Below are 24,556 nucleotides of genomic sequence, written 5' to 3' on the forward strand. Positions count from 1 at the left end.
TGACCCAAGCGGCGATTCCCCCTATTGCCGCCTAACGAAATTATGAGGTGCAGCATAGGCAGCACCCTTTGTCGTTATGAAGACCGCTTCAGATACGACTTGAGCAAAAGGATGATCCCATGTCGCGCGTATGCGAATTGACCGGTAAAGGCCCAATGTCTGGCAACAACGTCAGCCATGCCAACAACAAAACAAAGCGTCGCTTTCTGCCAAACCTGAACGACGTGACGTTGCAGTCCGAAGTTCTGGGTCGCGGCATCAAGTTCCGCATTTCTGCGGCAGCGCTGCGCACCGTTGACCACCGCGGTGGTCTGGACGCGTTCATGGCGAAATCCAAAGACGTTGAACTTTCCGCAAATGCGCTGAAAGTGAAGAAAGAAATCGCGAAAGCCCTTGCTGCGGCATAAGCGCTTTCAAAATTAGATTGATTTGGCCCCGTTCGCAATCTGCGTGCGGGGCTGTTTCATTTTGGCGCAGTTGAATCCTGCGATGCGCTGAAATACACAACACACATGTATGTCATACGCCCCCTTTTTGCGTTGTGCCTTGCGCTTGTGATCAGTTTCACAGGCCACAGTATGGCTGTGGCGCGTGGCGTAAATGACGCCACAGGCAAGATGGTTTTGTGCACCGGGTCCGGTGAAAAAGTGGTGTATATGGATGCGCAGGGCAATCCGACGTCCGCGCCGCATTTATGTCCTGACTGTTTGGCGGCGAGCCTTGATAGCCTTCAGTCGCAATATGATTTGCCAGCGGCTGTGGTGTTGCGCCCCGTTGCCCATATCGTCCGCGCCAGCATGGCACCTGTTGGAACTGTTCCCTTTGTCTACATGTCGCGTGGCCCGCCCGCAGCTGTGTGATCCAGAACCAAATCATCACTTTTTAGACACGACCGACAAGGACAACAGATATGTCTGTGACTTCCAAATTTCTCGCAGCTGCGGCTGCAACTTTAATGCTGTCTGGTGCGGCTTTTGCCGATGGCATGGGTCTTATGGCCAAAGATGCCTACGCGCGGGCCGCGACCCCCAATGCCAAAGCGGGCGCTGCATTCATGATGCTCATGAATCATACCGATCAGGACGACAGGCTGATTGCTGCAAAATCCGACGTGGCCAAAAAGGTCGAATTGCACACCCACATCGATCAGGGTGAGGGCGTTATGAAAATGACAGAAATCGAAGGCGGGATCGCCATTGCTGCGGGTGAAATGCACATGATGCAACGCGGCGGCGACCATGTGATGCTGATGGGGCTGAACCAGTCCCTTATTCAGGGCGACACAATTAAAGTGACGCTGGTGTTTGAAAACGCGGGCGAAGTTGAGATTGAGGTGCCCGTCGACAACGAACGTAAAGCCAAGCATGGCGGCCACGGCGACCATTCGGGACATTCATCCGACTGATCCTTTCAGGGCCGGACCCCGCGTGGTTCGGCCCTTACGTTTGCAGAAGGTCACGGACCCATGCAGGCACTGTTTCGCTGGCCTTGCCAAAACGGGTTTCATCAAATTGGGATACCACCGCCGAGGGTTCCAAATTCAGCTCTATTGTATGTGCGCCGTAAGCTTTTGCCATTTGTACAAAACCAGCGGCAGGGTAGACGTTGCCGGATGTGCCGATAGCGGCAAATATATCGGCCCTGCTTAAAGCTGTTTCGATGCGCTCCATGCCGTAGGGCATTTCCCCAAACCAAACGATATCGGGACGTGCAGTGGGGGCGCCGCAATCACGGCATATTTGACCTACCTGCATGTCCTGCGCGACAGGCCAGCGGTGATCACATGAAGAACACAGCGCTGAATTCAACTGGCCATGCATGTGCAAAACGTTTTGCATGCCGCCTTTTTCGTGCAGGTCATCGACGTTTTGCGTGATCAAAGTGACCGCACCATTGTGCCGGGTTTCCAGTTCAGCCAAGGCAATGTGGGCGGCGTTGGCTTGCGCTTTTTGGGCTTCGGCACGGCGCATGTTGTAAAAATCGACAACAAGCTGCGGGTTGCGGGCGAACCCTTCTGGTGTGGCGACATCTTCGATGTTGTGTTTTGCCCATAGCCCGTCTGCGTCTCGAAAGGTGCCAAGGCCGCTTTCGGCAGAAATACCTGCGCCGGTCAGAATGACGATATTGGTCATCAGAGTGTCCCCTTATCCCTCAAGTGTGCGCAAATCATCTGCCAGCCATGGCAGCAAAGTCACTGCAGGATCAATCATATGGCGTTGCACCAATTGGCGCATGGTTGCAGCGACGTCGCGGGGCACGTCGCCGGCCCAGTCAATGCCAGCATAGAGCATAATTTCACGGGAGAAGGGTTTGAAGGGCAGGGGGAATGCCTCCACTTCGGAATGGAAGCGTTCGGCGCGCATATAGCCAAGTGGCGTGGTCACGGCCCACCCGATGCCCCGCGCAACCATAGCCATGAGCGCAAGATGGCTGCCCAATTCAAAGCGTTGTGGGAAGTTTAGTTTATGGCGCGCCAGATGGGCTTCGATCTGGCGACTGATCAGTTGGTCCTCGTCGTAGCGCAGGAACGGCAACGTATCGAGATGCTGTTCCAAAGTCGCTTGCGTGAACACGCCTTTGGGGGCCACCAGAATGAAGGGGTCGCGCACCAACGGATATTCCTGCACACCTTCCATCATTTGTCCTGTTTTGGCAGAAATCGCGATATGCAGTTGCTTGTCGGCAATGGCGTCCGAAATCTCATGACTGGGCGCTGTGATCAGCTTGAATTTGCACCCCGTCAAACTGTCGGCCAAAATAGTGGCCAACCGCGGTGTCAGGTCATTGTCGAAGTCGTCAATCAACCCGATAGACAGCGCACTAAGATGCGCCAGATCCATCACCGTCAATTCACTTTGCGCCATGCGCAATTCGCCTAAAGCCGCCCGCGCACGTCCCAAAAAGCTATGCCCGGCAGGTGTCAGGCGCATGGGGCGTTTGTTGTGTTCGATCAGATCGGTTTTCAGCGCCAGTTCAAGCTTGGTCAATTGTTGGCTGACCGCGGGCTGGCTTAATCCGGTGATCTTGGCGGTTTGGGCCACAGACCCACTTGATGCCAAGGCCTCAAACACCTCTAACCCACGTAGCGTGACACCTTTTGCAATCATTGTGGACGGCCTTTGCAGTTTAAGAATATGTGAAACTTAATACGGGTTTTCATGGCATATATAAGGGTTCGCCGTCAAAGGAATTTGGAAAGGCTAAACATGGACATCGGCTTGAATTTGGGACAGGCTGAATCGAAATTGGAGAATGCCATGAAAATCGCAACAGCTGCTTACCCTCTTGATGTGTTCGACCATTGGGATCAATACGTGTCCAAATTGACCGGATGGGTGAAAGAGGCCGCAGGCCAGGGCGCCGATTTGCTGGTGTTTCCCGAATACGCCGCCATGGAACTTGCGACGCTGGCGGGGATGAATGCGGCGGGCGATCTTGAGCAATCCATGCATGCTGTGTCAGAGCGGTTGCCTGATGCAGATGCCCTGCACGCCAAGCTTGCCACACAGTTTGATGTTCATATCCTTGCCGGATCGGCCCCGTCGTTTCATGCGCCGCGCCCGGAAAACGGACGCCCCGTGAACCGCACCCGCCTGTTTACACCGCAAGGCGGCATTGGCGTGCAAGACAAGCAGATCATGACCCGTTTTGAGGCTGAGGTGTGGGACGTCGTGCCGGGCAATGCGTTGCAAATTTTTGACACTGCATTAGGGAAAATCGGCGTGTTGATCTGCTATGACAGTGAATTCCCGTTGCTGGGTCGTGCTTTGTCGCAGGCCGACATCATCGTGGTGCCATCCGTGACGGAAGCCGCGTCAGGCTACTGGCGGGTGCGCATCGGGGCCATGGCGCGGGCATTGGAAAATCAGTGCATTACCGTGATGTCGTCGATTGTTGGTGGCGCGGACTGGAACGACGCGCTGGGCAGTACCATTGGCGCAGGTGGTGTGTTTTGTCCGCCCGATCGCGGATTTCCTGAAACAGGCGTTCTTGCGGTGGGGGAACTGAATGTGGCTGGATGGACCTACGCAGAAGTGGACTTGGCGCAGATTGCAGAGGTTCGTGCAGATGGCGTGGTTTTGAACCGACGCGACTGGGATGCGCAGATTGGTCGTGACGCTGCGGTCACAAATACATCTTTGCAGTGATTGAAGCCTTGAAACTGCGGTAAAAAGCGCTCATCTAGTGGCGCGTCCGCAGATGGCGGATAGATTCCATGTAGGAGAGACCATGGCCAAGGAAGATACGCTCGAATTTCCCGGTGTCGTAAAGGAACTCCTGCCGAATGCGACGTTTCGGGTCGAGCTGGAAAACGGCCATGAGATCATCGCACATACGGCAGGCAAAATGCGCAAAAACCGCATTCGTGTTCTGGCAGGCGACAAGGTGCAAGTCGAAATGACGCCCTACGATCTGACTAAGGGTCGGATCAACTATCGCTTTAAGTAACAGCCCTTATGGCTTTTATCTTAGGTTCAGGAAGCCCCCGCCGCCTAGAGCTGCTGGGGCAAATTGGCGTTGTGCCTGATGCCGTTCGCGCACCTGACATCGACGAAACGCCGCTTAAGGCAGAATTACCGCGCCCCTATTGCAATCGCGTGACGGCGCAAAAGGTTGCGGCCGTCGAAGCAGACTTTGATGATATCGTTTTGTGCGCGGACACCACTGTCGCCTTGGGGCGTCGGATCATGGGCAAACCTGACGATGCCGCACAAGCTGCAGAATATTTGTGGAAATTATCGGGACGTCGTCACCGCGTCATTACATCCGTCGCAGTAAAGCGCGGCGACCGTGTTTGGCAAAAGGATGTTGTCAGCTCGGTGCGCGTGAAGGCGTTGTCCAACGTCGAGGTAAACGCATATCTGGCCACCGGCGACTGGCAAGGCAAAGCCGGCGGCTATGCCATCCAAGGTCCCGCAGGTGCATTCATTCCGTGGATCAGCGGATCTTTCTCCGCCATCATGGGGTTGCCGGTCACTGAAACCGCGGGCCTTCTTATGGCTGCGGGATACCCTCTTTATAAGGAAGCGCCATGAAAGGCCGCACGATTATTCTGGACCACTTAGGTGACCGCGAAGCCGCTGCATTGATGGTGGATGGCAAGCTGGACGATCTGTTGATTTCTGGCGACACTGCGGCCCCCGGCACGATCTATCGCGCTATCGCTGACAAGCCGGTAAAAGGGCAAGGTGGCATGTTCTTGAAGACCCCTGATGGTCCTGCCTTTTTGCGGCAAGTCAAAGGGTTGGCGCCGGGCCAAAGCCTGCTTGTTCAGGTGTCGGGATACGCAGAGCCTGGCAAAGCCATTCCTGTCACTCAGAAAATCCTGTTCAAAAGCCGCTATGCGATCGTCACCCCGGGCGCTCCGGGGTTGAACATTTCCCGCAGCATCCGCGATGATGATCTACGGGACCAGCTGTTGGAAATTGCGCATGACGCGCTGGACGGGCGACAGGTTGGCTTGATCTTGCGGTCTTGTTGTGTGGATGCGGCGCCAGAAGACATTGCCGAAGACATTCTGGCGATGGTATCCCTTGCAGATGCTGTCATGGGCGACGATGGCAGCGGACAAGCCACGCTAAGTGATGGCGACGGCCCGCATGTTCTTGCATGGCGCGACTGGGTTGCTCCGGCCGAGGTCGTCACCGAAGCGGGCGGATTTGAAGCCCATGGCGTGTTGGATGCTTTGGAGGACGCGACCGGCGCGTTCGTGTCTTTCGGGGCAGGGGGCATGTATATTGAGCCGACGCGTGCCCTGATTGCTGTGGACGTGAACACCGGAAACGACGCTTCGCTTGCAGCAGGGATCAAAGCAAACATGGCGTGTGCCAGATTGTTGCCCACAGCATTGCGTGTTCGCGGTTTGGCAGGTCAGATCACGCTTGATTTGGCCCCTATGCCGAAAAAAGACCGGCGCGCGTTTGAAAACGCTTTGCGATCTTCGTTCAAGGCATGCGAGATCGAAACTGCGTTGGTTGGTTGGACGCCGCTGGGGCATTACGAACTGCAACGCAAGCGTGTCCGTCTGCCGCTGTCAGAGGTTCTGTCATGAGCTGTCCGATTTGCGATGCTGAAACGGCGAAAGACTATCGCCCGTTTTGCTCGCGTCGGTGCGCTGACGTAGATTTGGCGCGGTGGGTGAATGGATCTTATGCCGTGCCGTCCAACGATTTGGAAGATATCGAGGCCGCAATTGACGCTGTGGATCAGACGCAACCGAAGCCACATTAAAAGAGTTGAAAAAGGTTCTGGACACCGCGCCCCAATGGTCCTAGAACCCGCTCACCCAAGCCTGCAAAGGCGTCCCGTGCCCGGGTAGCTCAGGGGTAGAGCAGTGGATTGAAAATCCTCGTGTCGGTGGTTCGATTCCGCCCCCGGGCACCATTTAACTCGTTGATAGTAATGCGATATTGCCTCCATGGGCTGCCGGCCGATGTTGTCATTCTCATGATTGGGTGCCGTCTGGGTGCCGTTTTACGCTTCCTTCTCTGAATACTCCTTCAATTGTTTCGCATACTGTTAGCCGCTTGAGCTTATTCTCTTGATTGCTGAGCGAAACTGTTGGAGTGTCGATGGGAAATTCAACTATAAGAGGAGTGCGCCATTTCGGGCAAGCTCCAGTGGACAGTAATGTTATTAGCAGAACAACTTGAAACCTTCTTGGGTAATTTTAGTAGTCTATCGAGCCGAATACGCCATTTGAATTATGACACCGATTCACTTGGTGATCGCATTGACGTTCGCTGTAGTTATATTGCGTTCAGAGACGGAAAACAGACATTCGACGAGTTTCTTGAGGTCTTGTATCATCAGATAGTCTCGTTCTGCTTACCTCGGTCTGAGATCACATCTGCTCACGACAGGATGAAACAGGCGCTTGCTGACAACGATACAGTTTTGGTCAATCAGGTTTCGACGCAATTGCATGAGCGTGCTCGCAGTCTCTTTATAAAGGCGAAAAAGGGTAGTCACAGGTCAGGAGAAGCTGGTGAAATCCTACTTTTCATTTTGGTTGAGTGGCTGCTTGAGGCACCGCAAATTGTTTCAAAGATGTATCTTAAGACCAACAACAATATGCCAGTGCATGGCACTGACGGAATTCATGCCAAATTTGACGACAAAACGAAAAAGCTCCTTCTTTATTGGGGTGAGTCCAAGGCGCATAATTCTCTAGGAAACGCCTTCGGCAGCGCGATGAAATCGATCAAAGATTTCCTAGATGAGGGTGGTCAAGAGTTCGAAATTCCAATTGTGTCAAGTTTCTCTGATTTCAACACTGCAAGCGAAGAGGCGAAAAAGGCTTTCATCAACTATCTCGATCCTTACAGCGAAGACTATAATCAATGTGTTACTGTTTTTGCTTGCCTGTTGGTTTTTGAATTTCCAACTAATGATAGTGAGCAGTCATTTGCAAAAGCCGTAAATAAAGCCGCTGATGAGTTTCTAAAGTCTCTTCCCAAGAAGCTGAAAGATCGCGAAATGGGAGATGTTCGGTTTGAGTTCTTTCTTGTTCCTGTGCCTTCGGCACAAGATTTTCGAGACAAATTTCAAAGTAGAATAGGTTGGCCCAATGATTGAAGAGCTAGCTGAACGGATTTGGTCCAACCCAAAATTTCACAGTGATACGAGTAGCCTAAGAAACCTTGTTTTCTCAGATATGTTTGGGTTTGACGGAGTCGCTGCTCAGGACGGCGACCACGATAGGATGCTTCGTCGTTTAACTTCCAGCGCTCTGACGCTCGCGTGTTCGGAACGGTCTGAACTGCGCAAACGATCATATGAAATCGCGACTGGAATATCCGAGTACGCATCGCAGACGCACCCAGGTTCGGTATACGCCCTTGTGTTGGCATTGGGTCGTCTTGGAAACTTTCCGGCGATGGAGTTTGCGAAGCGTCGTTATGAAGTCAGTGAATTTGCGTTACCCCAAAGAACAATTGCAGAAAACTCCACCCGCCGACAGAACAACAGCGTGACGTTGGGTGGTCAAGATTTCTCACTAACAGATTTTCAGTTCGGGTTATGGAATAAACTGAGTTCCCAAGAGACTATCGGCATCTCTGCTCCCACATCGGCAGGCAAGTCGTTTGTCTTGCAGTTCTACGCTAGAAAGCTCTTTGAAGAAGAGCAGATATCGTATTCAGCGATTTTGGTTCCTTCGCGAGCTTTGATTACACAGGTTTCTGAAGATGTCACTTCTTGGCTCATAAGTTCGGGCCTCGACGTTGAATTGATTACGACCCCTATACCTTCAGAAACTAAGTTGCCTTCCAAGGCTGTGTTCGTCGTTACACAAGAACGAATGCAGCTACTTTTGTCAGCCCACCCACACCTCTCGCCAGAGTTGCTAATTGTAGATGAGGCACAAAGTCTTGGCGACGGACCACGGGGTGTGTTGCTATCGTCGGTAATTGAAGAGAGTTTGAGACGGTTCGAAAAGTGTCAATTAGTTTTCGCTGGTCCCAATTTATCTTCTCCTGAAAAGCTCGCTCATGGCTTTGCTCGTGAGGCTGTGCCGGTATCTACCGACGAACCAACAGTTGCGCAGAACATTTTTCTCTTAGACACCGGACTGAGTGATCCAAAATGTGCGAAAGTGTCCTTTTTGAGTGACGGCAAACCTATTGAAATTGGCGCTGTTGATTGCGATCAGCCACTGTTGGATCACAAGTCAAAGCTGGTAAATTTAGGGCTTCGTCTTGGAGGGAATGGGCAAAGCCTCTTTTACGCGTATGGTCCAAGCGAATGCGAAGATATTGCATTCGGGCTGAGTGACGTAGAAGAGAAAGAACATACAGCTGTTCAGATCGAACTGTCCAAGTTCATTAAGGAAGCAGTGCACCCAGATTTCCAGTTGTCGTCGTTCGTGTTGCAAGGCGTTGGCTATCATTACGGAAGGCTACCTTCTCTCGTTCGAAAGGCGATCGAAGATGCTTTCAGCGAAGGCGTTTTAAGTTATTTGGTAACGACAAGCACACTTCTTCAAGGCGTAAATCTTCCGGCCCGAAACCTATTCCTTCGTAACCCTCGTAAAGGTGATGAACCGATTTCGTCCGTTGATTTTTGGAACCTTTCAGGACGTGCTGGACGTTTGGGCAAAGAGTTCTCCGGTAACATTTTCTTAATTGACTATGGGGCTTGGGAGTCAGATCCCCTTTCGGGAACTAGCGACCGTCAGGTGGAGCCAACTCTTCAATCTCATTTAGTGCGACAAGCGGACGCCCTAGTCGAATACATAAAAGATAAAGAACGCGTACCCGATCCTAGGGTACAAGATGAGTACGAAAACACTTTTGTCAAACTCGTCCAAGATCAGATGAAGGGTCGTCTGGCGGAAACCTTGACCAATGCAGGTTTGGAGGAAGGAAATCGAACTCGAATTGCCCTAGAGCAATCCATATTGCGTGCGTTGGACGAAGTAGAGCTGGATGAAAAAACCATTTCATCTTCGCCTACGGTTTCCATTTATCGACAACAATCTCTATTTGAGAGGATCGAAAAGAGCCTGAAATCCAAGGGACCTGATTATGTGATCCCGAAGCATCCTCGAGACCCCAATGCCTACTCAAGCTACATCGGTGTTTTGCACCGATGTCATCAGGCGGTTCTGAAGCTTCCAAAATCAGACAAGTCACCAAAATACTTCACCCAACTAATTCTGCGCTGGATGCGAGGAAATCCACTCCCTTTGATTATTGATGCTAATCTCAAGTACAATAAAGACAATGGCATCAAGTCAAACACAGCAACCGTTATCAGAAAGACACTGTCGGAAATCGAAAATGATGTTCGCTTCAAATATGTCCGACTATTTTCCTGCTATAACGCTGTCCTTGAGGCTGCCCTCCGAAAACACGGCTACGAAGACAACGTTAAGTCCATACCCTCTATCCCTCTTTATCTCGAAATGGGCGCGAGCTCGGTGACTATGATGAGTTTCATTGGTTTGGGGTTGTCTAGATTTACCTCTACCCAACTGCAAGAGTTGGCGAGGCGGGAGGATATGTCTCAGGATGAAGCGCGAATGTGGATAAGGCGTCAGAACATTGGAGCTCTGGACATTCCCTCTGCTTCAGCAAAGGAAATCAGAAGGCTTTTCCAAGCCGCCTAATCAAAATTCTTTGCTAGTTTCGTTTCTCGCTATCTTTCTAGCGCTACAACCGCTTCTTTGTGCGCCGCTGACCCTTTCACCCACTGCCAAGGTGTGCGTGGCTTGCGTGCCTTCGCCAGTTCTGGGTACGCCTTTGCGTCACTAACAGCAGCGCGCAGCTTTTCGCGGGCCTCGCGTGGGTCGATCTTGAGTTCTTCGCATAAGGTTTTCAGCGTGATGATGTCGGACATGTCGATCTCCTAGGTTTCTGATGTAGATCGATAAGACGAGGTTAGCAGGCATGTCAGGGACAACCCCACAACAATTTTCTAGAGCATACTGTCGTGTTGAATGTTGCACCTGTTGGGATGGTCAAGAATATAAGAAAGCGATAACTGGGCGCTACGTAAACACGCCAAGGTGCACTCCTCGTGAAATTTGAAACCACACCATCATTTGAAAGCTATTTCGATCTGGCAGAGGCCAGCACTCAAATGGCTCTATCGTCGCACAGCGATGCCATGCGAATATTGGAGCAGATACATACAGTTTTTGTAACTGAATTGCCGTTGATCAGTGATGGCTGGGGGCCAAGCCAAGGTTTGCTTAACATATCATCATTGATGACATGGCTAACCTCAATACGTGTCGCAACAACTGGACACTCAGCGTCAGCTTTCCCACTGTTTCGGACATCCCTAGAGGCTGCCTGCTATGCATATAACATTTGGGCACAACCAGAGTTGGAGCAAGTCTGGTTAGAGAGAAATAGGGACGACAAGGCGCATCGAAAATCAAGAAGAGCATTTACTTCGGCTGTAAAAGACGCTGCAAAGCACCTTGTTAAACGCTCTTTCGTATGGCCGGGAACAGAAGACTGGATCAATACGGCATACAACCAATCAATAGATTTTGGTGCCCATCCCAATCCAAAATCAATCCTACCCGGCGTGAGAATTGACGATCAGCGTACCGATGGAATGGTTGGACTGAATTTGGCCGGGGTTTACGGTGGAGATTCATTTGAGGCGGAGCGGTTGCTAGTAGCCTCTATCGACTACGGACAACTAATATTGCTTGTCGCTGGTTGTGGTACTGAACAACCTAGTCAGAATATTTTTGACAGTCTCAATTTGATTAATGACAGCAAAGAAAAGTACGTGGCGGATAGGTTCTCTTAGTTTTCACCGTCCGAACAGCAGCCCTAACTAAGCCCTAGAACATACGGCTCTAAGCGCGCGTGGCCGCGTTACATTGAGCCAGAGGGCCTCGTGGCCGTGACGAACGACGTGTCGCGACGAAAACGCCGCTGACGCCAGTTCTGGCCCCTGTGCTCCGCGCAGACGACTAGTTATCTAGGAAATACCCTGACGCGCGCCACCGCTCGATCTTATTGCGCTGTTGCAACCGCAACCAGCAAAGGAGACCACAATGGTCATTCGGGCAACATGGAAATTCAACGGGCAGGAGAAGGTCATTCTTGGAAACTGGCACCGACTGTGGTGCCTGCTATTCGGTCCGCTTTACTATTTATTCAAGGGGATGTTCCTGTGGTCGATCTTGTCGCTGATCACAGCCAACGGTCTGTGGATCGGCTTTCCCCTGTACAACCGCGCCATCGTACTGCGCCACTTCCACCGCAAAGGTTGGGAGCAAAACTGATGCCACAAGCGCGCAACAAGGCGACACCCATTCACCCAAGCAGCACCCAAAACTTTGATGGTGATCTAACGTCAGTAAGTGCCAACGCCGCTTGGCCCATTCATCTGAGCGGACAGATGCGAAAACGGCGCGATGGACACTCTAGCCGATGAGTGAACCCACCCACACGGCACCCAAATCAGCTATTGCAGATCGTCGTGAATGCGGATCAATTGAAAAGACTCAGATATTTGGTTCCGCCTCACCTCCAACAGCCTGATCAATAGTCCGCGTGTCGGTCTCGGACGTGACTGCACGAACCTGAGGAGACCAAGGCAACATGTGACCACAGGGGGATGGGGGAGGCGTTTTTTTAACGGCGCACGCCTTATGGGCAGACAAGGGGTCATGCATACTTCCGAGAATTTCGGCTCCTAGCCGTTTCCAAGAACGCCAAGAACGCCAAGATCGCCAAGGGCGTCATTCATGAACGTGACGAACTTGAGGAGTGAAGTGCGCCAAAATCATCAATGACGATGTTGGCGTTCTTGGCGCACTTCATATCCTACCTGTGGTCATTCTTCGTCTGGCAACGACAGGAACCAACCCTTTGCCTTTTTCTTGGACCTGACGCCCAGAGCGCGCCTTGCACGCTCCAAGGTCTTGGGGGCGATGTCGCGAGCAGCAGCCTCTTTCTCCACCTTGGTTGAAGGTTCCGGCCCATTCTTGAGAAATACGCGCAGGAACTGGGTCGCTTCATCCAGTGCCGACATGCGGGGCGGACCATCAGAAGAAATCAGGTCATCAATCGTAATGTCCGAAGGCCCCAGCCAATTCAGGGTCGACCTGCCTCCTTCTTCACCAATGATCTCATAGCTTTGAGTTTGCCCCCGAACGGCAATGTTATGCTTGATATGTACAACAAGCTTGGTCGAACTGTCGCTCGGATGCTCGCATACTAGAAATGCTGACCTCGCCGCGCCAATCACATCCATAGAACCACCCCCCTGATAAATGGCCTTGCTGTGCTTGGCCTTAGTCAGGTGCCGGATGATGACGACAGCCGTTTCACCAGCTTCAGCAATGTCTTTCAGGAATGACAAAAGCTGCCGGATCACGTTGGGTTTGTAGATATCCTGTCCAGCCGGGATGTAGGCAAACAAGGGGTCGAGGATCAGCAGGTCTGGTGGTTTGCGCTTCACCTCTCGCATGAGCGCTTGCAGCCCTTTTTCGTCCAGAGACAGGAAGTCACCCTGAACTCGAATGCGCGACGGATCGCCCCCCATCGCATCGATGCGCGGCCTGATTGTATAGGCTGCATCATCCTCAGCGCTGAGATAAAGCACACGACCGCGCCCCAACTTTTGCCCATCGGGCAACTCCCCACCTATGCTGACCTGTACGGCCAGTTGCATAGCAAGGAATGATTTACCCACGCCCGGGTCACCTTCCATGATGGTGATCATGCTGAACGGGATAAAGGGTTCCCACAACCACTCGACTTCCTTGGGATCGATTGTGTCGAGACCGACAAAGAGATCCTTTTTCTTCGAGGTCATTTCGCACCTTCTTTCTTAGCGATGATGCGGGACACTTCAGTTTCTAGCGCGCTAAGGTCGTCGCCGTACTTGTCTCGAAAATACGGGCTGCTCCAAACCACGCTGGCGATCTCGTCCAATGTGGCATTGGCCTCGTACAGCCCAGCGACTAGCGCATATATTCGGTTTGAACGATTGTCCGCTTGAACTTGTTTGTGTCGTATGAGTGAGCGCGTCGAAGCACTTAATTTGGCCCGATGATTTTTCAGAACCTCCAATGGGGTAAATGCCAAATGATCCATACCCAATGCTTTGTACGTGCGCTGATAGCTTCGTCCGTTGTCTGGCGTCGGTTCGGGGCGTTCTGCAACACGGTTCCAGTTACGCGAAACCAACTTGACGAACGGCTCGTCATATTTGGGCTTGTGGTTGATCGAGCCGGGAACGCGTAGCATCTTGGTAATGGTCCAGCCATTGTCGCCCCCGTGTCTGTCAGCAAGCGAACGTGAGAAACGTTCGGCTTCTTCTATGCTGTACCGCTTGTCCCAAAGCCAAAGACCTTGGAAGCGGCCCGGCGAGGTTTCCCAGAGATGATTGGGATGTGGCTCATAAGCGCTGGGATCGCTATCGTCAATGTCGCACCAAGCCAGCCTTGTGGGTAGCGCAAATTCTGTTTTGCGCCGTTCGACCGAAAATGGGTTTGGACAAAAGTAAAGATTGAAATCCCATCGCGAGTGAGTGTTCAGGAACCTGTTCAGGCCAACAGTGACATCGTTGGCCCTCACAATATGTTCACGCCAGTGGTTGCCGTCGGGATCGGTTGTGGCGACAAAAAAGAAGCTGGGCTTCGGTGCACCTTTCCAAATGTCATGCAGGAAACCCACCATGCTTTGGTGGATGACGCAGTCGTCGTTATAGTCCTTGAATGCATATGGATGCCCTTTGCGAGGGCGAGCTTTTGCTTTCACGCGAGTTCGCATGTTCTGTCCTTTCAATTTTTTGGGGGGAATTCAGGGCGCTTTGCGCCCCATATCAAAACTCGGCGTAATGCGTGCGAGAGCGTTCTTCGGCGCGCTCAGCGAGCCACTGTTCAATCTCATTCAGCAACCAAGCGACGCTTGTGCCCGCAAGTCGGACTCGGCGTGGAAACCGTCCACGTGCCTCCCAGCGCAAAAGCGTACTGTTGCTAACGATAATACCAAGGCGCTTGAGATCAGCGCGTGTTGCAAGGGCCTTTTGGCCATCTGAAATATTCATTGTCTTTCCTTCAACATGTTTGCGTTTGTGAAGGAGCGCTCCGACAAGAAGGAAGATGGATCAGGTTGGATCGTATTGCGAGCGAAGGTCCTGAAGCCCTCAACTCATTTCGAATTCGGGTTTTCAAATGGCTTAGATGTTCGCCTGTATCGGGCCGTCAAGCTGTTCGTAGTTGCCAGTCGTTTCAAAGAAAACGCGCCTAACGAAATCAGGGACATGGCCTATGCTCTGACCCAGATCCTTGTCCCAATTTCCCCGTGAAAGCTTTAGGTTTGGATAGTGTTCACGCAGTTCTGAAAGACAGACAAAAACCACGTAATGTCTGATTTCATGAGTGTGAGTGATCTTGCCAGCGGTTTCACCCGTGATTTCGTCCTCAAATTCACGTTGAAGCAATGTCACCTTGTTCTTTAGGTCGGCCAGCGCATCATGCAGAGCCGCATTCGCGTGCGGATCATCGTCGCCAAAGCGCTCCCAATGCGCGAAATGGGGAGCATTCTCATCACTCAAAGCAGCTTGCAGCGTTTCAATCGGATTGACCACTTGGCGTTGCAGCCATGTCTTTCGTTGTGTCAGCGATTTGTCGAATGGAGCCAGACGGAAACCATTGGGAGAGGCTTCAATCCCCCGACGAACTCGAAGGCATTCGTCGCGCAGTTTGCCCCAAAAGGCTGCAAAAACTTGATCGTCTTCAAGCCCAAGGGTTACTCGGACTTCCTCCCGGCACTCGTCTCCGAACGCGCCGTCGTGATTTTCGTCAATTCGTTCGCCCACAATTCCAGCGCCTCGCGTTTCTCGTTGAAATATGTGTAGCGATTGTAGGTTGCGCCGACGCCTGAGACGACCCCTGATTTGTGGTTGGTCACGGCATCGATCACGTGGGGTGCAACGCCGATCTTCGCCATACCCGTAGAGGCCGTGCGTCTGAAATCATGAAAGCGCCAATCAGGTGTGTTTTCCGGCAGCGTCGCCTCGATACGTTCTTTGAGGCGTCCGAACCCAGAAATCGCTGAACGCCCAGTCGTCGTGAACACGAAGTCGCTGTCGAGGAACCTGTGCAGGGATCGCAGTATGTCCACGGCCTGTGGAGGCAGCGGCACGATATGCAGGCGCGCGTTTTTTACACGGCTGGCCGGAAGCTCCCAAATTCCCTCATCAAGATTGAGTTCAGACCAGCGCATGTCAGACACTTCTGCCCGTCGCTGCCCCGTCATCATCAACAGCTTGAGGAAGGGACCGAAGGGATAGTCCTCGGCATCGCTGTGCTGCCATATCATGGGAATTTCATCATCGTTGAGTACGCGATCACGAGGAATTTCGCGCGTAGGCGGCCTGAGGAGAGCCACAGGCGATGTTTCGATATCGCCGCGCATGACACACCAGTTCATGAGCTTTTTGATCGCTGAGAGCGCCCGGTTTGCCCGCGTCGGCGTGCCGTTGGCGATGATGCTGTCCAGTACCTTGCTGACATCCTGCCGCTTGATCTGGTCGATTGGCCGATCCTTCAATCCGTCGAACTTGTGCAGCACGCTTTCGGTGCGTTTCCAATCCTTGGTGTTGGGCTTCGCGTGAAGCTCGATGAACTTGGGGATCATCTCGCCCAGCGTGTCAGTTGACACCTCGGAAACCTCAGGGGTCTTGTCGAACTCGCCCAATTCGACATCACGGGCGATTTCCATCGCGCGGCGTCTTGCATCGGCAAGGGAGACCACAGGGTAAGGGCCGATTTTCACGCGCCTGCGCGAACCGTTCGGGCGCACCAACGTGTAGAACACCTTGGCACCTGTGGTCGACACACGCACATGCAGGCCGTTTGTTTTCTGGTCGCGCACCTCGTACCGTTTTACGGCCGCTGGTGGCATCGCGTCGAGTGATTTGGTTGTCAGCATCTGTTTCATGCAGGCATCGTAAGACACCCAGAATCCGCGTGTCAGGGTACAACTTGAAAGGGAGCGAAAGGTAATGCTAACTGGTGCTATGAGATGGGCGCTTTTGACAGGGAAGCACGTAAAAGAAATCTCGACTCGTCATTTAAGATTTCTAAGTAGGTTGGGTTCAGGACGTGAAATACGACGCAATTACGATTGATACTCAAGTAGTCTACTCCAACGATCTTGAACTCGACACAGGATTGGTGGGTCAACTTGATCAATTCAAAGATGGTCTAGTGCAGTTTCTGTTGTCAGAAATCACGGTGCGCGAAATCCACAAGCCACTAATGGAAAAAGCAAAGGCAACGCATGATGCGCTGACCAAGGCGATCAGGGCGGGACGGTCGAATGACCAGCTCTCTGACCAACAGTGCTCCGAGTTGGAAGCTATCCGAGATGGCATGATAAGGCCCTCCGAGCACGCGAAGAATCAGCTGGCTGAATTTGCCACTAATACCGGAGCCGAGGTTGTTGCTGCGGACACAGTAGCTGTTAAGCCACTGTTAGACCGATACTTTAGAAATGATGCTCCATTTGCCAGTAAAGGCAAAAAGAACGAGTTCCCGGATGCCATCGCACTTCTGACGTTGGAACGCTGGGCGATTGAAAAACAAAAACGGATTCTAGCAGTCAGCAATGATGGAGACTGGAAATCATTCGCTGAACAGTGTGAACACATTGATGTCGTAGATGACCTCGGGAAAGCCCTTGAGGTATTGAATGAACTGGCTGAGGAAACAGTCCCTCTTGCCAAGAACGTTTTGGGTTTGATCAGTGCTGGTGATCCTGATTTGACACATAACCTTAGGTCATTTTTGGAAGACGCGGTGGAATCGGAATGCCCTTATCTAGAATTTGATGGGCCAATGCCGGGCGAGGATGAAGGCGCGAGTCTATCGCTTGTAAGTTTTGAGATTCCTGGGTTGGAAGACGAAAGCACTGATATCGACATTGTCCGCGTTGGCACTCAGGGATTTGCTTTCCGGGTACCAGTCAGCATCACCGCAAACGTTTACGCTGAAATTAGTTTCTCTATCAGAGATTCTATCGACAAGGACTATGTTCCGATGGGGTCGACCTCGGTTGAGCAGGAAACTGAGTTTGACGCTTTCCTGTTGCTTGAAATCAGTCATTTCATAGACGACGAAGACGAAAAATCTGTTGTATATGAAATCGACAATGTGGAACTCTTAGACGCCCCGAGTTCTGTTGACGTCGGTTACATTGATCATTCTCTTGCTGAACCGGACTATGACTTCGAAATGGAATACATGCTTGAAGAGCAAGGGCAGCACTGAACCTTTGAGAGGTAGGTTTGGTTTCCACTTCGAACTGAGCGATAATATGCGGCATGCACCCTGCATGATCTCAATTTCCAATATTTGAAGAGTGCCTTTGTAAGGAAGTGCGAATTGATCGAATTGAGCCTCATGTTTTCTGTGGCAAGATGACCAGCACGCCTAGCCAGATTGCTTCGTATCGCCTTCGCTAGAATAGCGCTGGACCCAACTAGTGAATTCGTTTGAAACTAGTGTTGGATCATCCAATTCTCCGACCAAAGCATCAAGCGTTTCAATCAGGTTATCCGGCATGCCTTGATCTACTAAATCACGTCTGAAGTGGGCATAGCCGTCGAGTGCGTTGTGCGCATAGGCTGCTGAAAGCACTGCGAAAAAAGCATGATGGTCAATGTTCCAAGCGCATTTTATGGCATTGCTCCATGCCTCAAGATCATGGGGGCATTGGATGCCACAGAGTAAGAAATGGTGTAAGGCGTCGTTGAACTCCGATCTAGCTGAGCACGAAACACCGACATTAAAATTCGATACTGGATCAAGCGCATTCGCGCTATCCAGTATTCTTTGGAACTCTTGCTCATGCTGTAGGTTTAGACCTTCGATGTCTCGAAGTATTTTCGACGCTTCATGCCAGCGAACGACAAGATTTTCCCCGTACTTTTCAAATAGCCAATCGCAAAGCGATAGCTTCATTTGAGAGCTGAACTTTTCCGGGCTTAACCGCTGTGAGCCTTCGGCGGTTTTGTAAGACTTTGTTGCAAGTTCAATTTCGCCCGAGAGCAGCTGAGCATCTCCCAATCTGTGCCAGTCTGTCGCTGCCGATGTATCTGTGATCGCCGACTCATAAAGCTTGCTGGCTGGAAGGTAATGTCGAGAATTGTAAAGGGCTCCACCGAATTCCCGAAGAAAGTAATCCGTGGTCAGGTACTCTGGGCGAAGCTTTCGGGCTTGGTTATAGTACCAAACGGCATCGGCAAAATTTGCGGTTTGAAGAGCAACATTGCCTTGATTATAAAAGGTTGCGGCGGCGGGACCCTGCATGTCGTTTTGAATGGCGAATTGCCGAACCGCGTTGAACCAGTCGTTCAGCCAATCTCGAGTGTGTGATTTCTGTGAGGCACTGACTAGTGCCATAGTCAACATCGGGTTCGCAGGCGATGAGGGGTCCTCTAAGCCATTTAGCAATGCAAAGTTGACCAAATCAGCAGGAGCCGACTGTAAAGCAAAAGCTGCACGAAAGGCGAGAAACTGATGAGGGGCTATTAGCTTGTTTTGCAGGGTCGAATTTGCAATCGCTTGGGCTTGATGTGAGCACTCCATATCCGAGCTTACGATACATGCACCGTAGAGCAGAGCAGTAGAGCGTTCGTCGCCAAATGCGGCTTTAGGGATTTCGATGCCAGTCAGCTTGCCGCATCGTATCTCTATCGAGCTTTCGGTTTCGGAAAGCAGCAGTGGGAGATGTCGATCATCTGGTAAGGTGTCTACGGGTGCAATTGTTCCGCAAATTTCTGCTGCCTGTTGGATGGCCAATTTTAACTCGAAGGTTTTTGACGCTCCAAGGTTTGAGGAATCTGCTTTTAGTGAGACAAATCCATGGGCGTTCAAATTCTTTGCGCGCCGAGCGATTTTTAGGTCTGACGCCAGAGAAGGTAAAGTCTCTTCATTCCATTGCTGTAGATCCGAAAAATTGACCGTCAAGGATTTCTGTGTGTCCTGCTTAGGAGTTGGATTGATTTCAAAGTGCCATTTATAATGAAATTTACTTGTAGGCCTGCAGAAGCGAACCAATAGCGTCGGTACATCTAGCTGGTGGAAATACTGAAGCTGCTCCAAACTGAGAGTTGTGCTGGTTTCCTTTCTTGTGTCATCGGTGCCTCGCAGTTGAACATAGAACATGAGGCCAGTGGCGGTCCCGTCTGTCTCAAAAATTTCGACCTCTAAGTCGGTCCCGTAGTCAGATGACTTTGGGCGCGAAACCCATTCATCAGGAAGCAAGCGGTCAAATTGCCTCCGGCTAGCATCTTCAATTTGATGGTTATTATGACGTTTGGGCAATTAGATATCTCAAACTTATTCGTACAAAACACTACAATTCTGACACCTTACGATTGTTTTGGCCAGAGGGTTCGGTATCAAGAATCCACAAGGTATTGATGGAGCAGTATATTGCCAAAACGATCTATTTCTCAAAGGACAGGTGACCAAGCCGAGCATCTTGCCCAAGGGGCTTTTCTAGATGCTCCGAATTGGATTTGTCGAACACAGTCGCATGACTTTGGGATTGATCTGGAAGCAGAGCTCATCGACATAACCGACGGTTTCGAAGAACTGTCCGGCGCACTTGTGAAAATTCAGGTCAAAGGGACTCTCAAACCGATTTTTAAGAACCGCGGCTATTATATTCGGCTGAAGACCGATTATTTGAAATACGCTAACCAGTTTAGAGTTCCGGTACTCCTTCTCTTGGTGAACGTCCGAAGTAAAGAAATACACTATTTATGGCTGCAAGAGTATCTAATTGGCAGGGAAGATATTTTGTATGGGGCCAAAAGCGTTCTGGTCAAGGTTCCAGAAGAAAACGTGTTGAACCACTCGTTCGGTCATCAGTTACCTGAGATAGCGCTGGGCGTGACCAGTGGGTCTCAGTTGATGGCAGTCCAGAAGCTATTTGAAGTGTTTTCATCAAAGTATGATCGAAAGGCATTGGAGCTGGCTTCAGGCCTCCTTGAACATCTCGGTGAAGGGGGGCACGTTTCAATATTCAATGGGACCATAGACAAGCTGATCAAACGAGGGCCGCACTTATCTCGAGTAGGCTCACAAGAATTCGGGAAAATCCTAGTCGACCTAACCCGTCGCTTTGGAGACAAGCTGAGCGCTGAACAGGTTCTTAAGATGGTTGTCAGGGGCGATACATACTCTTGGGCAGGTCTAGATGGCCTACTGGGTCTATATGATGGGTTTCCTGATCACGCAAAAGCACTGAACCTCGCGCGTCGCTTCGATGAAATCGAATTGTATGAATTGAGTTGGTATTGCCGTTTTCGCGAAGCGCATGCCCAACTGGCCTCGATGAGTATCTGGGGGCAAATTTCCAAACTTGAAACAGCGTTTCCAACTGGGTCTGGTGTACTATTCATTCCTGATGAAGCACGCGATTATTGCTACTCAAAATGGCCAAACCGTGCCGACATGATTTATCTACAATCGCTTCATTTCAAAGAGCCTTCGGCCCAACATATGGACGAGGGGTCGGATGGTGAAAATTGAATGCTGGGTGCCGGTGGGGTGCCAAAATACTTGGGCTGGCTTGGAAACAATTGGCTAGCCCTGAGACGGCCTGCGATCTCTAAGAAATTGATCCCATTGAAGGATTGCGGCGGCCTAAGGCAGCTTGCGAGGGTTTGAATGGAAACCTAGGAAAATTGAAAATCCTCGTGTCGGTGGTTCGATTCCGCCCCTGGGCACCATTTAAACTCAATGAAAACATTTGGTTATGGCGTGTATCATTGATACCGACAACCTAGTGTTTTGTTCTTGGGTATCTCTGGGGTAGCATTTTGTATTCATCGCTTACGACAGATTGCGAGGAATGAACAATCGCTGGGCACTAAGTTTGGGCTTGCCTATAGGCGACATACTTCAAGTGAAGCGTTCCCAATCAACCTATGCCGCAGATTGCTTTGGTCTTGTATCCTTCGGCTTCTTTGGTGAATGTTGGCGAAACCACAAGTCTACCTAAGGGATGAAGATCTAAGCATCTTACGGGACCTTGTGCGCAATGAACTGAGGGGCGGTTTTTGACAAAATTCAATGAAGACTCGCGGGTTAAAATCCCTGCAATCCTTCACCTCGTGAGGTTAGGTTATTCGTACTTGTCCCTTAAAAAATCCCAGTGGGACCCTGATACGAATATTTTTCCGGAGGTGTTTGTATCCGCACTCAAGCGGATTAACCCAACAGCAGATGAAAGCGAGCTATTGCGCTTAAAAGACGAGGTGTCTTTGCTGCTTGAAAACGAAGACTTGGGGAAAGCTTTTTACGAACGATTGATTGAAAAATCCGGTTTGCGGCTTATTGATTTCGAGGACTTCTCTCGAAATACGTTCAACGTTGTAACTGAACTCCCTTGTCAAAACAAAGACGAAGAGTTTAGGCCGGACATTACAATTCTAATAAATGGAATGCCTTTAGCCTTTATCGAGGTCAAAAAGCCAAACAACAAAGAGGGAGTTCTTGCGGAGCGCAAGAGGATCAAGACGCGGTTCCAAAACTCGAAATTCAGAAAGTTTGTGAATATCACGCAGTTAATGATTTTCTCGAATAACATGGAATATGATGACGGGTCACCAGAACCGATTGAAGGGGCCTTTTACGCAACAACCTCTTATTCCGACCCGGTGTTTAATTACTTTAGAGATGAAGAAGACCTAAGTCGCACGGTTCAGCTGTTGCCTGCCGGCAATGCACAGGAAGATGAAGTCTTAAAAGACAACAATCTGGCAGTGATAAAGCACAGCCCTGAATTCGTGACCAACAAGGCTTCGACAACACCAACAAATCGGATTTGTACTTCGATATTTGAACATGGTCGTATCGAGTTCTTGCTGCGCTATGCTCTAGCGTACGTCGATGAAGACGACGGGCTGCAAAAGCACGTTATGCGTTATCCTCAGGTGTTTGCGACTAAGGCAATCGAAAAAGCGATAGATGGCGGCACTAAAAAAGGGATCATCTGGCATACTCAAGGCAGCGGTAAGACGGCTCTAGCCTATTTCAACGTCAGACATCTGACCGACTATTTCGCCCAGAAGGCTGTTGTACCAAAATTCTACTTCATCGTTGATCGGCTTGACCTACTAATTCAGGCACAACGAGAATTCCAAGCACGTGGTCTCACTGTTCGTACAATCAATTCTCGGAGTGATTTTGCAACGGACATCAAATCCAACAAAGCAATCCACAACGACCAAGGTTTGCCCGAGATCACTGTCGTAAACATTCAAAAATTTCAGGACGACCCGGAGGTCGGCAAGGCCTCCGACTACGATCTTAGCGTCCAACGCGTGTTCTTTTTGGACGAGGTGCATCGTAGCTATAATCCGAAGGGTAGCTTCCTCGCCAACCTTACCCTTGCTGATCCAAATGCAATTAAGCTGGGCCTGACTGGAACTCCCCTACTGGGCAATGACTATGACTCAAAATCGATTTTTGGGGATTATATTCACAAATACTATTACAATGCGTCCATCGCAGATGGGTACACTCTGCGACTTATACGCGAAGAGATCTCCTCCAATTACAAGCTTGTGATGCAACAGGCGCTAGACGAAGTTGAAGTTGCTGTTGGCACTATAGACAAGAAAGCAATCTACGCTCACGAACAGTTTGTAGAGCCGATGCTAGCCTATATTATCGATGACCTTCGGCGTAGTCGCATCGCGTTCGGCGTTCCATCAATCGGAGCCATGGTCATTTGCGACAGTTCCGATCAAGCCAAGCAGATGGAAGTTGAATTTCAAAGCACCTTTGCCACGAACGAATTTACCTCCGCATTGATCTTGCATGATGTTGGAAACAAGGAAAGTCGAAAGAACCAGGTCGAAGAATTTAAGGCGGGCAAGATAGACATACTATTCGTCTATAACATGCTCCTGACAGGTTTTGACGCGAAGCGGCTAAAGAAACTCTATCTGGGGCGTGTCATCAAACGACACAACCTTCTGCAAGCGCTAACACGTGTGAACCGCACCTATAAAGATATGCGCTACGGCTTCGTAGTTGATTTTGCGGATATTAGGAAAGAATTTGACGCAACCAACAAGGCATACTTTGACGAGCTAAAGGCTGAGCTTGGCGATGAAATGGAGAAGTATTCTGACCTGTTCAAGTCCCGTGATGAGATTGAGCAGGAAATCGAAGACATAAAGGATCAGCTATTCCGCTTCGACCTTGCAAACGCAGAGGTATTTTCCCAACAGATCAGCGAAATTCAAGACCGAAAGCAGGTTCAGCAAATCAAGCAAACCCTTGATAATGCTAAGAGCCTGTACAACCTGATCCGATTGTTAGGTCATTTTGACGTCTTGGAACAGTTGGATTTCAAGAAAATCAGCGTGCTGTACCGCGAGGTGTCAAACCACCTCGATCTACTGAACCTAAAAGAGAATGTTGAAAACAGCGATGCGTCAACGAACCTACTGAACTCGGCATTGGAGGATGTTGTTTTCATGTTTTCCAAGATTGGCGAAGAAGAACTTGTTCTAGCCGATGAGCTGAAGGACACCCTCAGGAAAACGCGCGAGGCCTTGGCAGGCAACTATGACCAAAAAGACCCCGAGTTTGTATCCTTGCGGGATGAGCTAGAGCGCCTCTTCAAACAGAAGAAGCTCAGCGAAGTCGATCAAGAGACGATGAACGCCAACATCGGTAGTTTGAATAAGATCCATGGCCGCATCAAAGAACTCAATAGGCAAAACGAGCAGTTGCGGGCTAAGTACGGCAACGACAAGAAATACGTTCGCGTTCATAAACGGCTGCTTGAACATGGCGGCGTATCAGAGTCGGAAAGACGTATCTTCGACGCGTTGGAAGGCGTCAAGGCCAAAGCGGACATCGTCGTGCTAGAAAACTCGCAGGTCGTAAGAAATGAGACCTTCTTTGAACAAACGATGATGCCTTCGGTCATCGAAGAGTTTAGAAGCAAGCAAAAGATCAAGATCAACCCAGATGTGTCTCGCTTTATCAACGGCTTGGTAACTCGGGAGTACTTGGAAGAATTCAAGGCAGGCGCTTAAC

Annotated in this window: 24 protein-coding genes and 1 tRNA gene; 16 read left to right on the forward strand and 9 right to left on the reverse strand. The window is 50.6% G+C overall.

The features are described from left to right. Positions 1-119 precede the first annotated feature (119 nt). The 3 genes from rpmB to ASD8599_RS05155 all read left to right on the forward strand — a co-directional run bounded on the left by rpmB (position 120) and on the right by ASD8599_RS05155 (position 1,405). Positions 120-407: a 50S ribosomal protein L28 gene (rpmB, locus tag ASD8599_RS05145; RefSeq protein ID WP_108827542.1), complete on the forward strand. Its 288-nt coding sequence runs from the start codon at positions 120-122 to the stop codon at positions 405-407. Between the two features lie 171 nt (positions 408-578). Then, positions 579-860: a hypothetical protein gene (locus ASD8599_RS05150; RefSeq protein WP_146188188.1), complete on the forward strand. Its 282-nt coding sequence runs from the start codon at positions 579-581 to the stop codon at positions 858-860. Between the two features lie 50 nt (positions 861-910). Next, complete coding sequence (locus ASD8599_RS05155) at positions 911-1,405, forward strand: copper chaperone PCu(A)C (RefSeq protein WP_108827544.1); 495 nt, start codon at positions 911-913, stop codon at positions 1,403-1,405. Positions 1,406-1,439: 34 nt separating this feature from the next. Here ASD8599_RS05155 and ASD8599_RS05160 read toward each other — a convergent pair whose 3' ends face one another. Further along, entirely contained in the window at positions 1,440-2,132 is a 693-nt protein-coding gene (locus tag ASD8599_RS05160) for an NAD-dependent deacylase (protein WP_108827545.1), read from the reverse strand. Between the two features lie 12 nt (positions 2,133-2,144). After that, a complete protein-coding gene (locus ASD8599_RS05165) occupies positions 2,145-3,107 on the reverse strand; it encodes a LysR family transcriptional regulator (protein ID WP_108827546.1) in 963 nt (320 codons plus the stop codon). Between the two features lie 150 nt (positions 3,108-3,257). On the opposite strand from ASD8599_RS05165, the gene ASD8599_RS05170 reads away from it, so the two are divergent. From ASD8599_RS05170 to ASD8599_RS05205, 8 genes are all read left to right on the forward strand, one after another. Next, entirely contained in the window at positions 3,258-4,148 is an 891-nt protein-coding gene (locus tag ASD8599_RS05170) for a carbon-nitrogen hydrolase family protein (RefSeq protein ID WP_108830017.1), read from the forward strand. Between the two features lie 82 nt (positions 4,149-4,230). Beyond that, complete coding sequence (gene infA, locus ASD8599_RS05175) at positions 4,231-4,449, forward strand: translation initiation factor IF-1 (RefSeq protein WP_005978431.1); 219 nt, start codon at positions 4,231-4,233, stop codon at positions 4,447-4,449. 8 nt (positions 4,450-4,457) lie between these two features. Next, positions 4,458-5,036, forward strand: a complete 579-nt coding sequence (locus ASD8599_RS05180; RefSeq protein WP_108827547.1) for a Maf family protein — start codon at positions 4,458-4,460, stop codon at positions 5,034-5,036. Next, the gene (locus ASD8599_RS05185) at positions 5,033-6,052 is read left to right on the forward strand and encodes a ribonuclease E/G (RefSeq protein WP_108827548.1); all 1,020 of its coding nucleotides are present in this window, start codon (positions 5,033-5,035) and stop codon (positions 6,050-6,052) included. The genes ASD8599_RS05180 and ASD8599_RS05185 overlap by 4 nt, the downstream gene beginning before the upstream one ends. Further along, on the forward strand, positions 6,049-6,231 hold the full coding sequence (locus ASD8599_RS05190) for a DNA gyrase inhibitor YacG (protein ID WP_108827549.1): 183 nt from the start codon (positions 6,049-6,051) through the stop codon (positions 6,229-6,231). The genes ASD8599_RS05185 and ASD8599_RS05190 overlap by 4 nt, the downstream gene beginning before the upstream one ends. Positions 6,232-6,309: 78 nt before the next feature. Then, positions 6,310-6,384: transfer RNA gene (locus ASD8599_RS05195), tRNA-Phe, on the forward strand. Positions 6,385-6,630: 246 nt separating this feature from the next. Further along, positions 6,631-7,578, forward strand: coding sequence for a HamA C-terminal domain-containing protein (locus tag ASD8599_RS05200; RefSeq protein WP_108827550.1), 948 nt, complete (start codon positions 6,631-6,633; stop codon positions 7,576-7,578). Continuing rightward, positions 7,571-10,111 carry a DEAD/DEAH box helicase gene (locus ASD8599_RS05205; RefSeq protein ID WP_108827551.1) on the forward strand — a complete coding sequence of 847 codons (2,541 nt, stop codon included), beginning with the start codon at positions 7,571-7,573 and terminating at the stop codon, positions 10,109-10,111. The genes ASD8599_RS05200 and ASD8599_RS05205 overlap by 8 nt, the downstream gene beginning before the upstream one ends. A gap of 29 nt (positions 10,112-10,140) precedes the next feature. On the opposite strand, the gene ASD8599_RS05210 is transcribed toward ASD8599_RS05205, so the two are convergent. Continuing rightward, entirely contained in the window at positions 10,141-10,341 is a 201-nt protein-coding gene (locus ASD8599_RS05210; RefSeq protein WP_108827552.1) for a hypothetical protein, read from the reverse strand. A gap of 180 nt (positions 10,342-10,521) precedes the next feature. On the opposite strand from ASD8599_RS05210, the gene ASD8599_RS05215 reads away from it, so the two are divergent. Then, the gene (locus tag ASD8599_RS05215; RefSeq protein WP_146188189.1) at positions 10,522-11,271 is read left to right on the forward strand and encodes a hypothetical protein; all 750 of its coding nucleotides are present in this window, start codon (positions 10,522-10,524) and stop codon (positions 11,269-11,271) included. Between the two features lie 250 nt (positions 11,272-11,521). Continuing rightward, on the forward strand, positions 11,522-11,752 hold the full coding sequence (locus ASD8599_RS05220) for a hypothetical protein (RefSeq protein ID WP_108827554.1): 231 nt from the start codon (positions 11,522-11,524) through the stop codon (positions 11,750-11,752). A gap of 554 nt (positions 11,753-12,306) precedes the next feature. On the opposite strand, the gene ASD8599_RS05225 is transcribed toward ASD8599_RS05220, so the two are convergent. The 5 genes from ASD8599_RS05225 to ASD8599_RS05245 all read right to left on the reverse strand — a co-directional run bounded on the left by ASD8599_RS05225 (position 12,307) and on the right by ASD8599_RS05245 (position 16,424). Then, positions 12,307-13,290, reverse strand: coding sequence for an AAA family ATPase (locus ASD8599_RS05225; RefSeq protein ID WP_108827555.1), 984 nt, complete (start codon positions 13,288-13,290; stop codon positions 12,307-12,309). Then, on the reverse strand, positions 13,287-14,249 hold the full coding sequence (locus tag ASD8599_RS05230) for a DNA-primase RepB domain-containing protein (protein WP_108827556.1): 963 nt from the start codon (positions 14,247-14,249) through the stop codon (positions 13,287-13,289). The genes ASD8599_RS05225 and ASD8599_RS05230 overlap by 4 nt, the downstream gene beginning before the upstream one ends. 52 nt (positions 14,250-14,301) lie before the next feature. Further along, positions 14,302-14,526, reverse strand: a complete 225-nt coding sequence (locus ASD8599_RS05235) for a helix-turn-helix transcriptional regulator (protein WP_108827557.1) — start codon at positions 14,524-14,526, stop codon at positions 14,302-14,304. A 132-nt stretch (positions 14,527-14,658) separates the two neighbouring features. Beyond that, the gene (locus tag ASD8599_RS20125; RefSeq protein ID WP_146188190.1) at positions 14,659-15,300 is read right to left on the reverse strand and encodes a hypothetical protein; all 642 of its coding nucleotides are present in this window, start codon (positions 15,298-15,300) and stop codon (positions 14,659-14,661) included. Further along, on the reverse strand, positions 15,231-16,424 hold the full coding sequence (locus tag ASD8599_RS05245) for a tyrosine-type recombinase/integrase (protein ID WP_108827559.1): 1,194 nt from the start codon (positions 16,422-16,424) through the stop codon (positions 15,231-15,233). Before ASD8599_RS05245 ends, ASD8599_RS20125 begins: the two co-directional genes overlap by 70 nt. A gap of 164 nt (positions 16,425-16,588) precedes the next feature. On the opposite strand from ASD8599_RS05245, the gene ASD8599_RS05250 reads away from it, so the two are divergent. Continuing rightward, positions 16,589-17,755, forward strand: a complete 1,167-nt coding sequence (locus ASD8599_RS05250; protein WP_108827560.1) for a PIN domain-containing protein — start codon at positions 16,589-16,591, stop codon at positions 17,753-17,755. Between the two features lie 162 nt (positions 17,756-17,917). On the opposite strand, the gene ASD8599_RS05255 is transcribed toward ASD8599_RS05250, so the two are convergent. Further along, positions 17,918-19,813: a DUF4365 domain-containing protein gene (locus ASD8599_RS05255; RefSeq protein ID WP_108827561.1), complete on the reverse strand. Its 1,896-nt coding sequence runs from the start codon at positions 19,811-19,813 to the stop codon at positions 17,918-17,920. Positions 19,814-19,924: 111 nt separating this feature from the next. On the opposite strand from ASD8599_RS05255, the gene ASD8599_RS05260 reads away from it, so the two are divergent. Together ASD8599_RS05260 and ASD8599_RS05265 are read left to right on the forward strand one after the other, a co-directional pair. After that, positions 19,925-21,028: a DUF4365 domain-containing protein gene (locus tag ASD8599_RS05260; RefSeq protein WP_181364410.1), complete on the forward strand. Its 1,104-nt coding sequence runs from the start codon at positions 19,925-19,927 to the stop codon at positions 21,026-21,028. Between the two features lie 530 nt (positions 21,029-21,558). Beyond that, positions 21,559-24,555, forward strand: coding sequence for a type I restriction endonuclease subunit R (locus tag ASD8599_RS05265; protein WP_108827563.1), 2,997 nt, complete (start codon positions 21,559-21,561; stop codon positions 24,553-24,555). Position 24,556: the final 1 nt, after the last annotated feature.

Origin of the sequence: Ascidiaceihabitans donghaensis (genome assembly GCF_900302465.1) — a bacterium.
GTDB lineage: Bacteria > Pseudomonadota > Alphaproteobacteria > Rhodobacterales > Rhodobacteraceae > Ascidiaceihabitans > Ascidiaceihabitans donghaensis.

What these genes read in the sequence shown, in the direction of transcription:
- ASD8599_RS05180 (WP_108827547.1), top strand. Translation starts at nt 4,458, where the DNA reads ATGGCTTTTATCTTAGGTTCAGGAAGCCCCCGCCGCCTAGAGCTGCTG.
- ASD8599_RS05165 (WP_108827546.1), bottom strand. Translation starts at nt 3,107, where the DNA reads ATGATTGCAAAAGGTGTCACGCTACGTGGGTTAGAGGTGTTTGAGGCC.
- ASD8599_RS05200 (WP_108827550.1), top strand. Translation starts at nt 6,631, where the DNA reads ATGTTATTAGCAGAACAACTTGAAACCTTCTTGGGTAATTTTAGTAGT.
- ASD8599_RS05225 (WP_108827555.1), bottom strand. Translation starts at nt 13,290, where the DNA reads ATGACCTCGAAGAAAAAGGATCTCTTTGTCGGTCTCGACACAATCGAT.
- ASD8599_RS05245 (WP_108827559.1), bottom strand. Translation starts at nt 16,424, where the DNA reads ATGAAACAGATGCTGACAACCAAATCACTCGACGCGATGCCACCAGCG.
- ASD8599_RS05190 (WP_108827549.1), top strand. Translation starts at nt 6,049, where the DNA reads ATGAGCTGTCCGATTTGCGATGCTGAAACGGCGAAAGACTATCGCCCG.
- ASD8599_RS05210 (WP_108827552.1), bottom strand. Translation starts at nt 10,341, where the DNA reads ATGTCCGACATCATCACGCTGAAAACCTTATGCGAAGAACTCAAGATC.
- ASD8599_RS05150 (WP_146188188.1), top strand. Translation starts at nt 579, where the DNA reads ATGGCTGTGGCGCGTGGCGTAAATGACGCCACAGGCAAGATGGTTTTG.
- ASD8599_RS05230 (WP_108827556.1), bottom strand. Translation starts at nt 14,249, where the DNA reads ATGCGAACTCGCGTGAAAGCAAAAGCTCGCCCTCGCAAAGGGCATCCA.
- ASD8599_RS05160 (WP_108827545.1), bottom strand. Translation starts at nt 2,132, where the DNA reads ATGACCAATATCGTCATTCTGACCGGCGCAGGTATTTCTGCCGAAAGC.
- ASD8599_RS05170 (WP_108830017.1), top strand. Translation starts at nt 3,258, where the DNA reads ATGAAAATCGCAACAGCTGCTTACCCTCTTGATGTGTTCGACCATTGG.
- rpmB (WP_108827542.1), top strand. Translation starts at nt 120, where the DNA reads ATGTCGCGCGTATGCGAATTGACCGGTAAAGGCCCAATGTCTGGCAAC.
- infA (WP_005978431.1), top strand. Translation starts at nt 4,231, where the DNA reads ATGGCCAAGGAAGATACGCTCGAATTTCCCGGTGTCGTAAAGGAACTC.
- ASD8599_RS05155 (WP_108827544.1), top strand. Translation starts at nt 911, where the DNA reads ATGTCTGTGACTTCCAAATTTCTCGCAGCTGCGGCTGCAACTTTAATG.
- ASD8599_RS05205 (WP_108827551.1), top strand. Translation starts at nt 7,571, where the DNA reads ATGATTGAAGAGCTAGCTGAACGGATTTGGTCCAACCCAAAATTTCAC.
- ASD8599_RS05220 (WP_108827554.1), top strand. Translation starts at nt 11,522, where the DNA reads ATGGTCATTCGGGCAACATGGAAATTCAACGGGCAGGAGAAGGTCATT.
- ASD8599_RS05185 (WP_108827548.1), top strand. Translation starts at nt 5,033, where the DNA reads ATGAAAGGCCGCACGATTATTCTGGACCACTTAGGTGACCGCGAAGCC.
- ASD8599_RS05235 (WP_108827557.1), bottom strand. Translation starts at nt 14,526, where the DNA reads ATGAATATTTCAGATGGCCAAAAGGCCCTTGCAACACGCGCTGATCTC.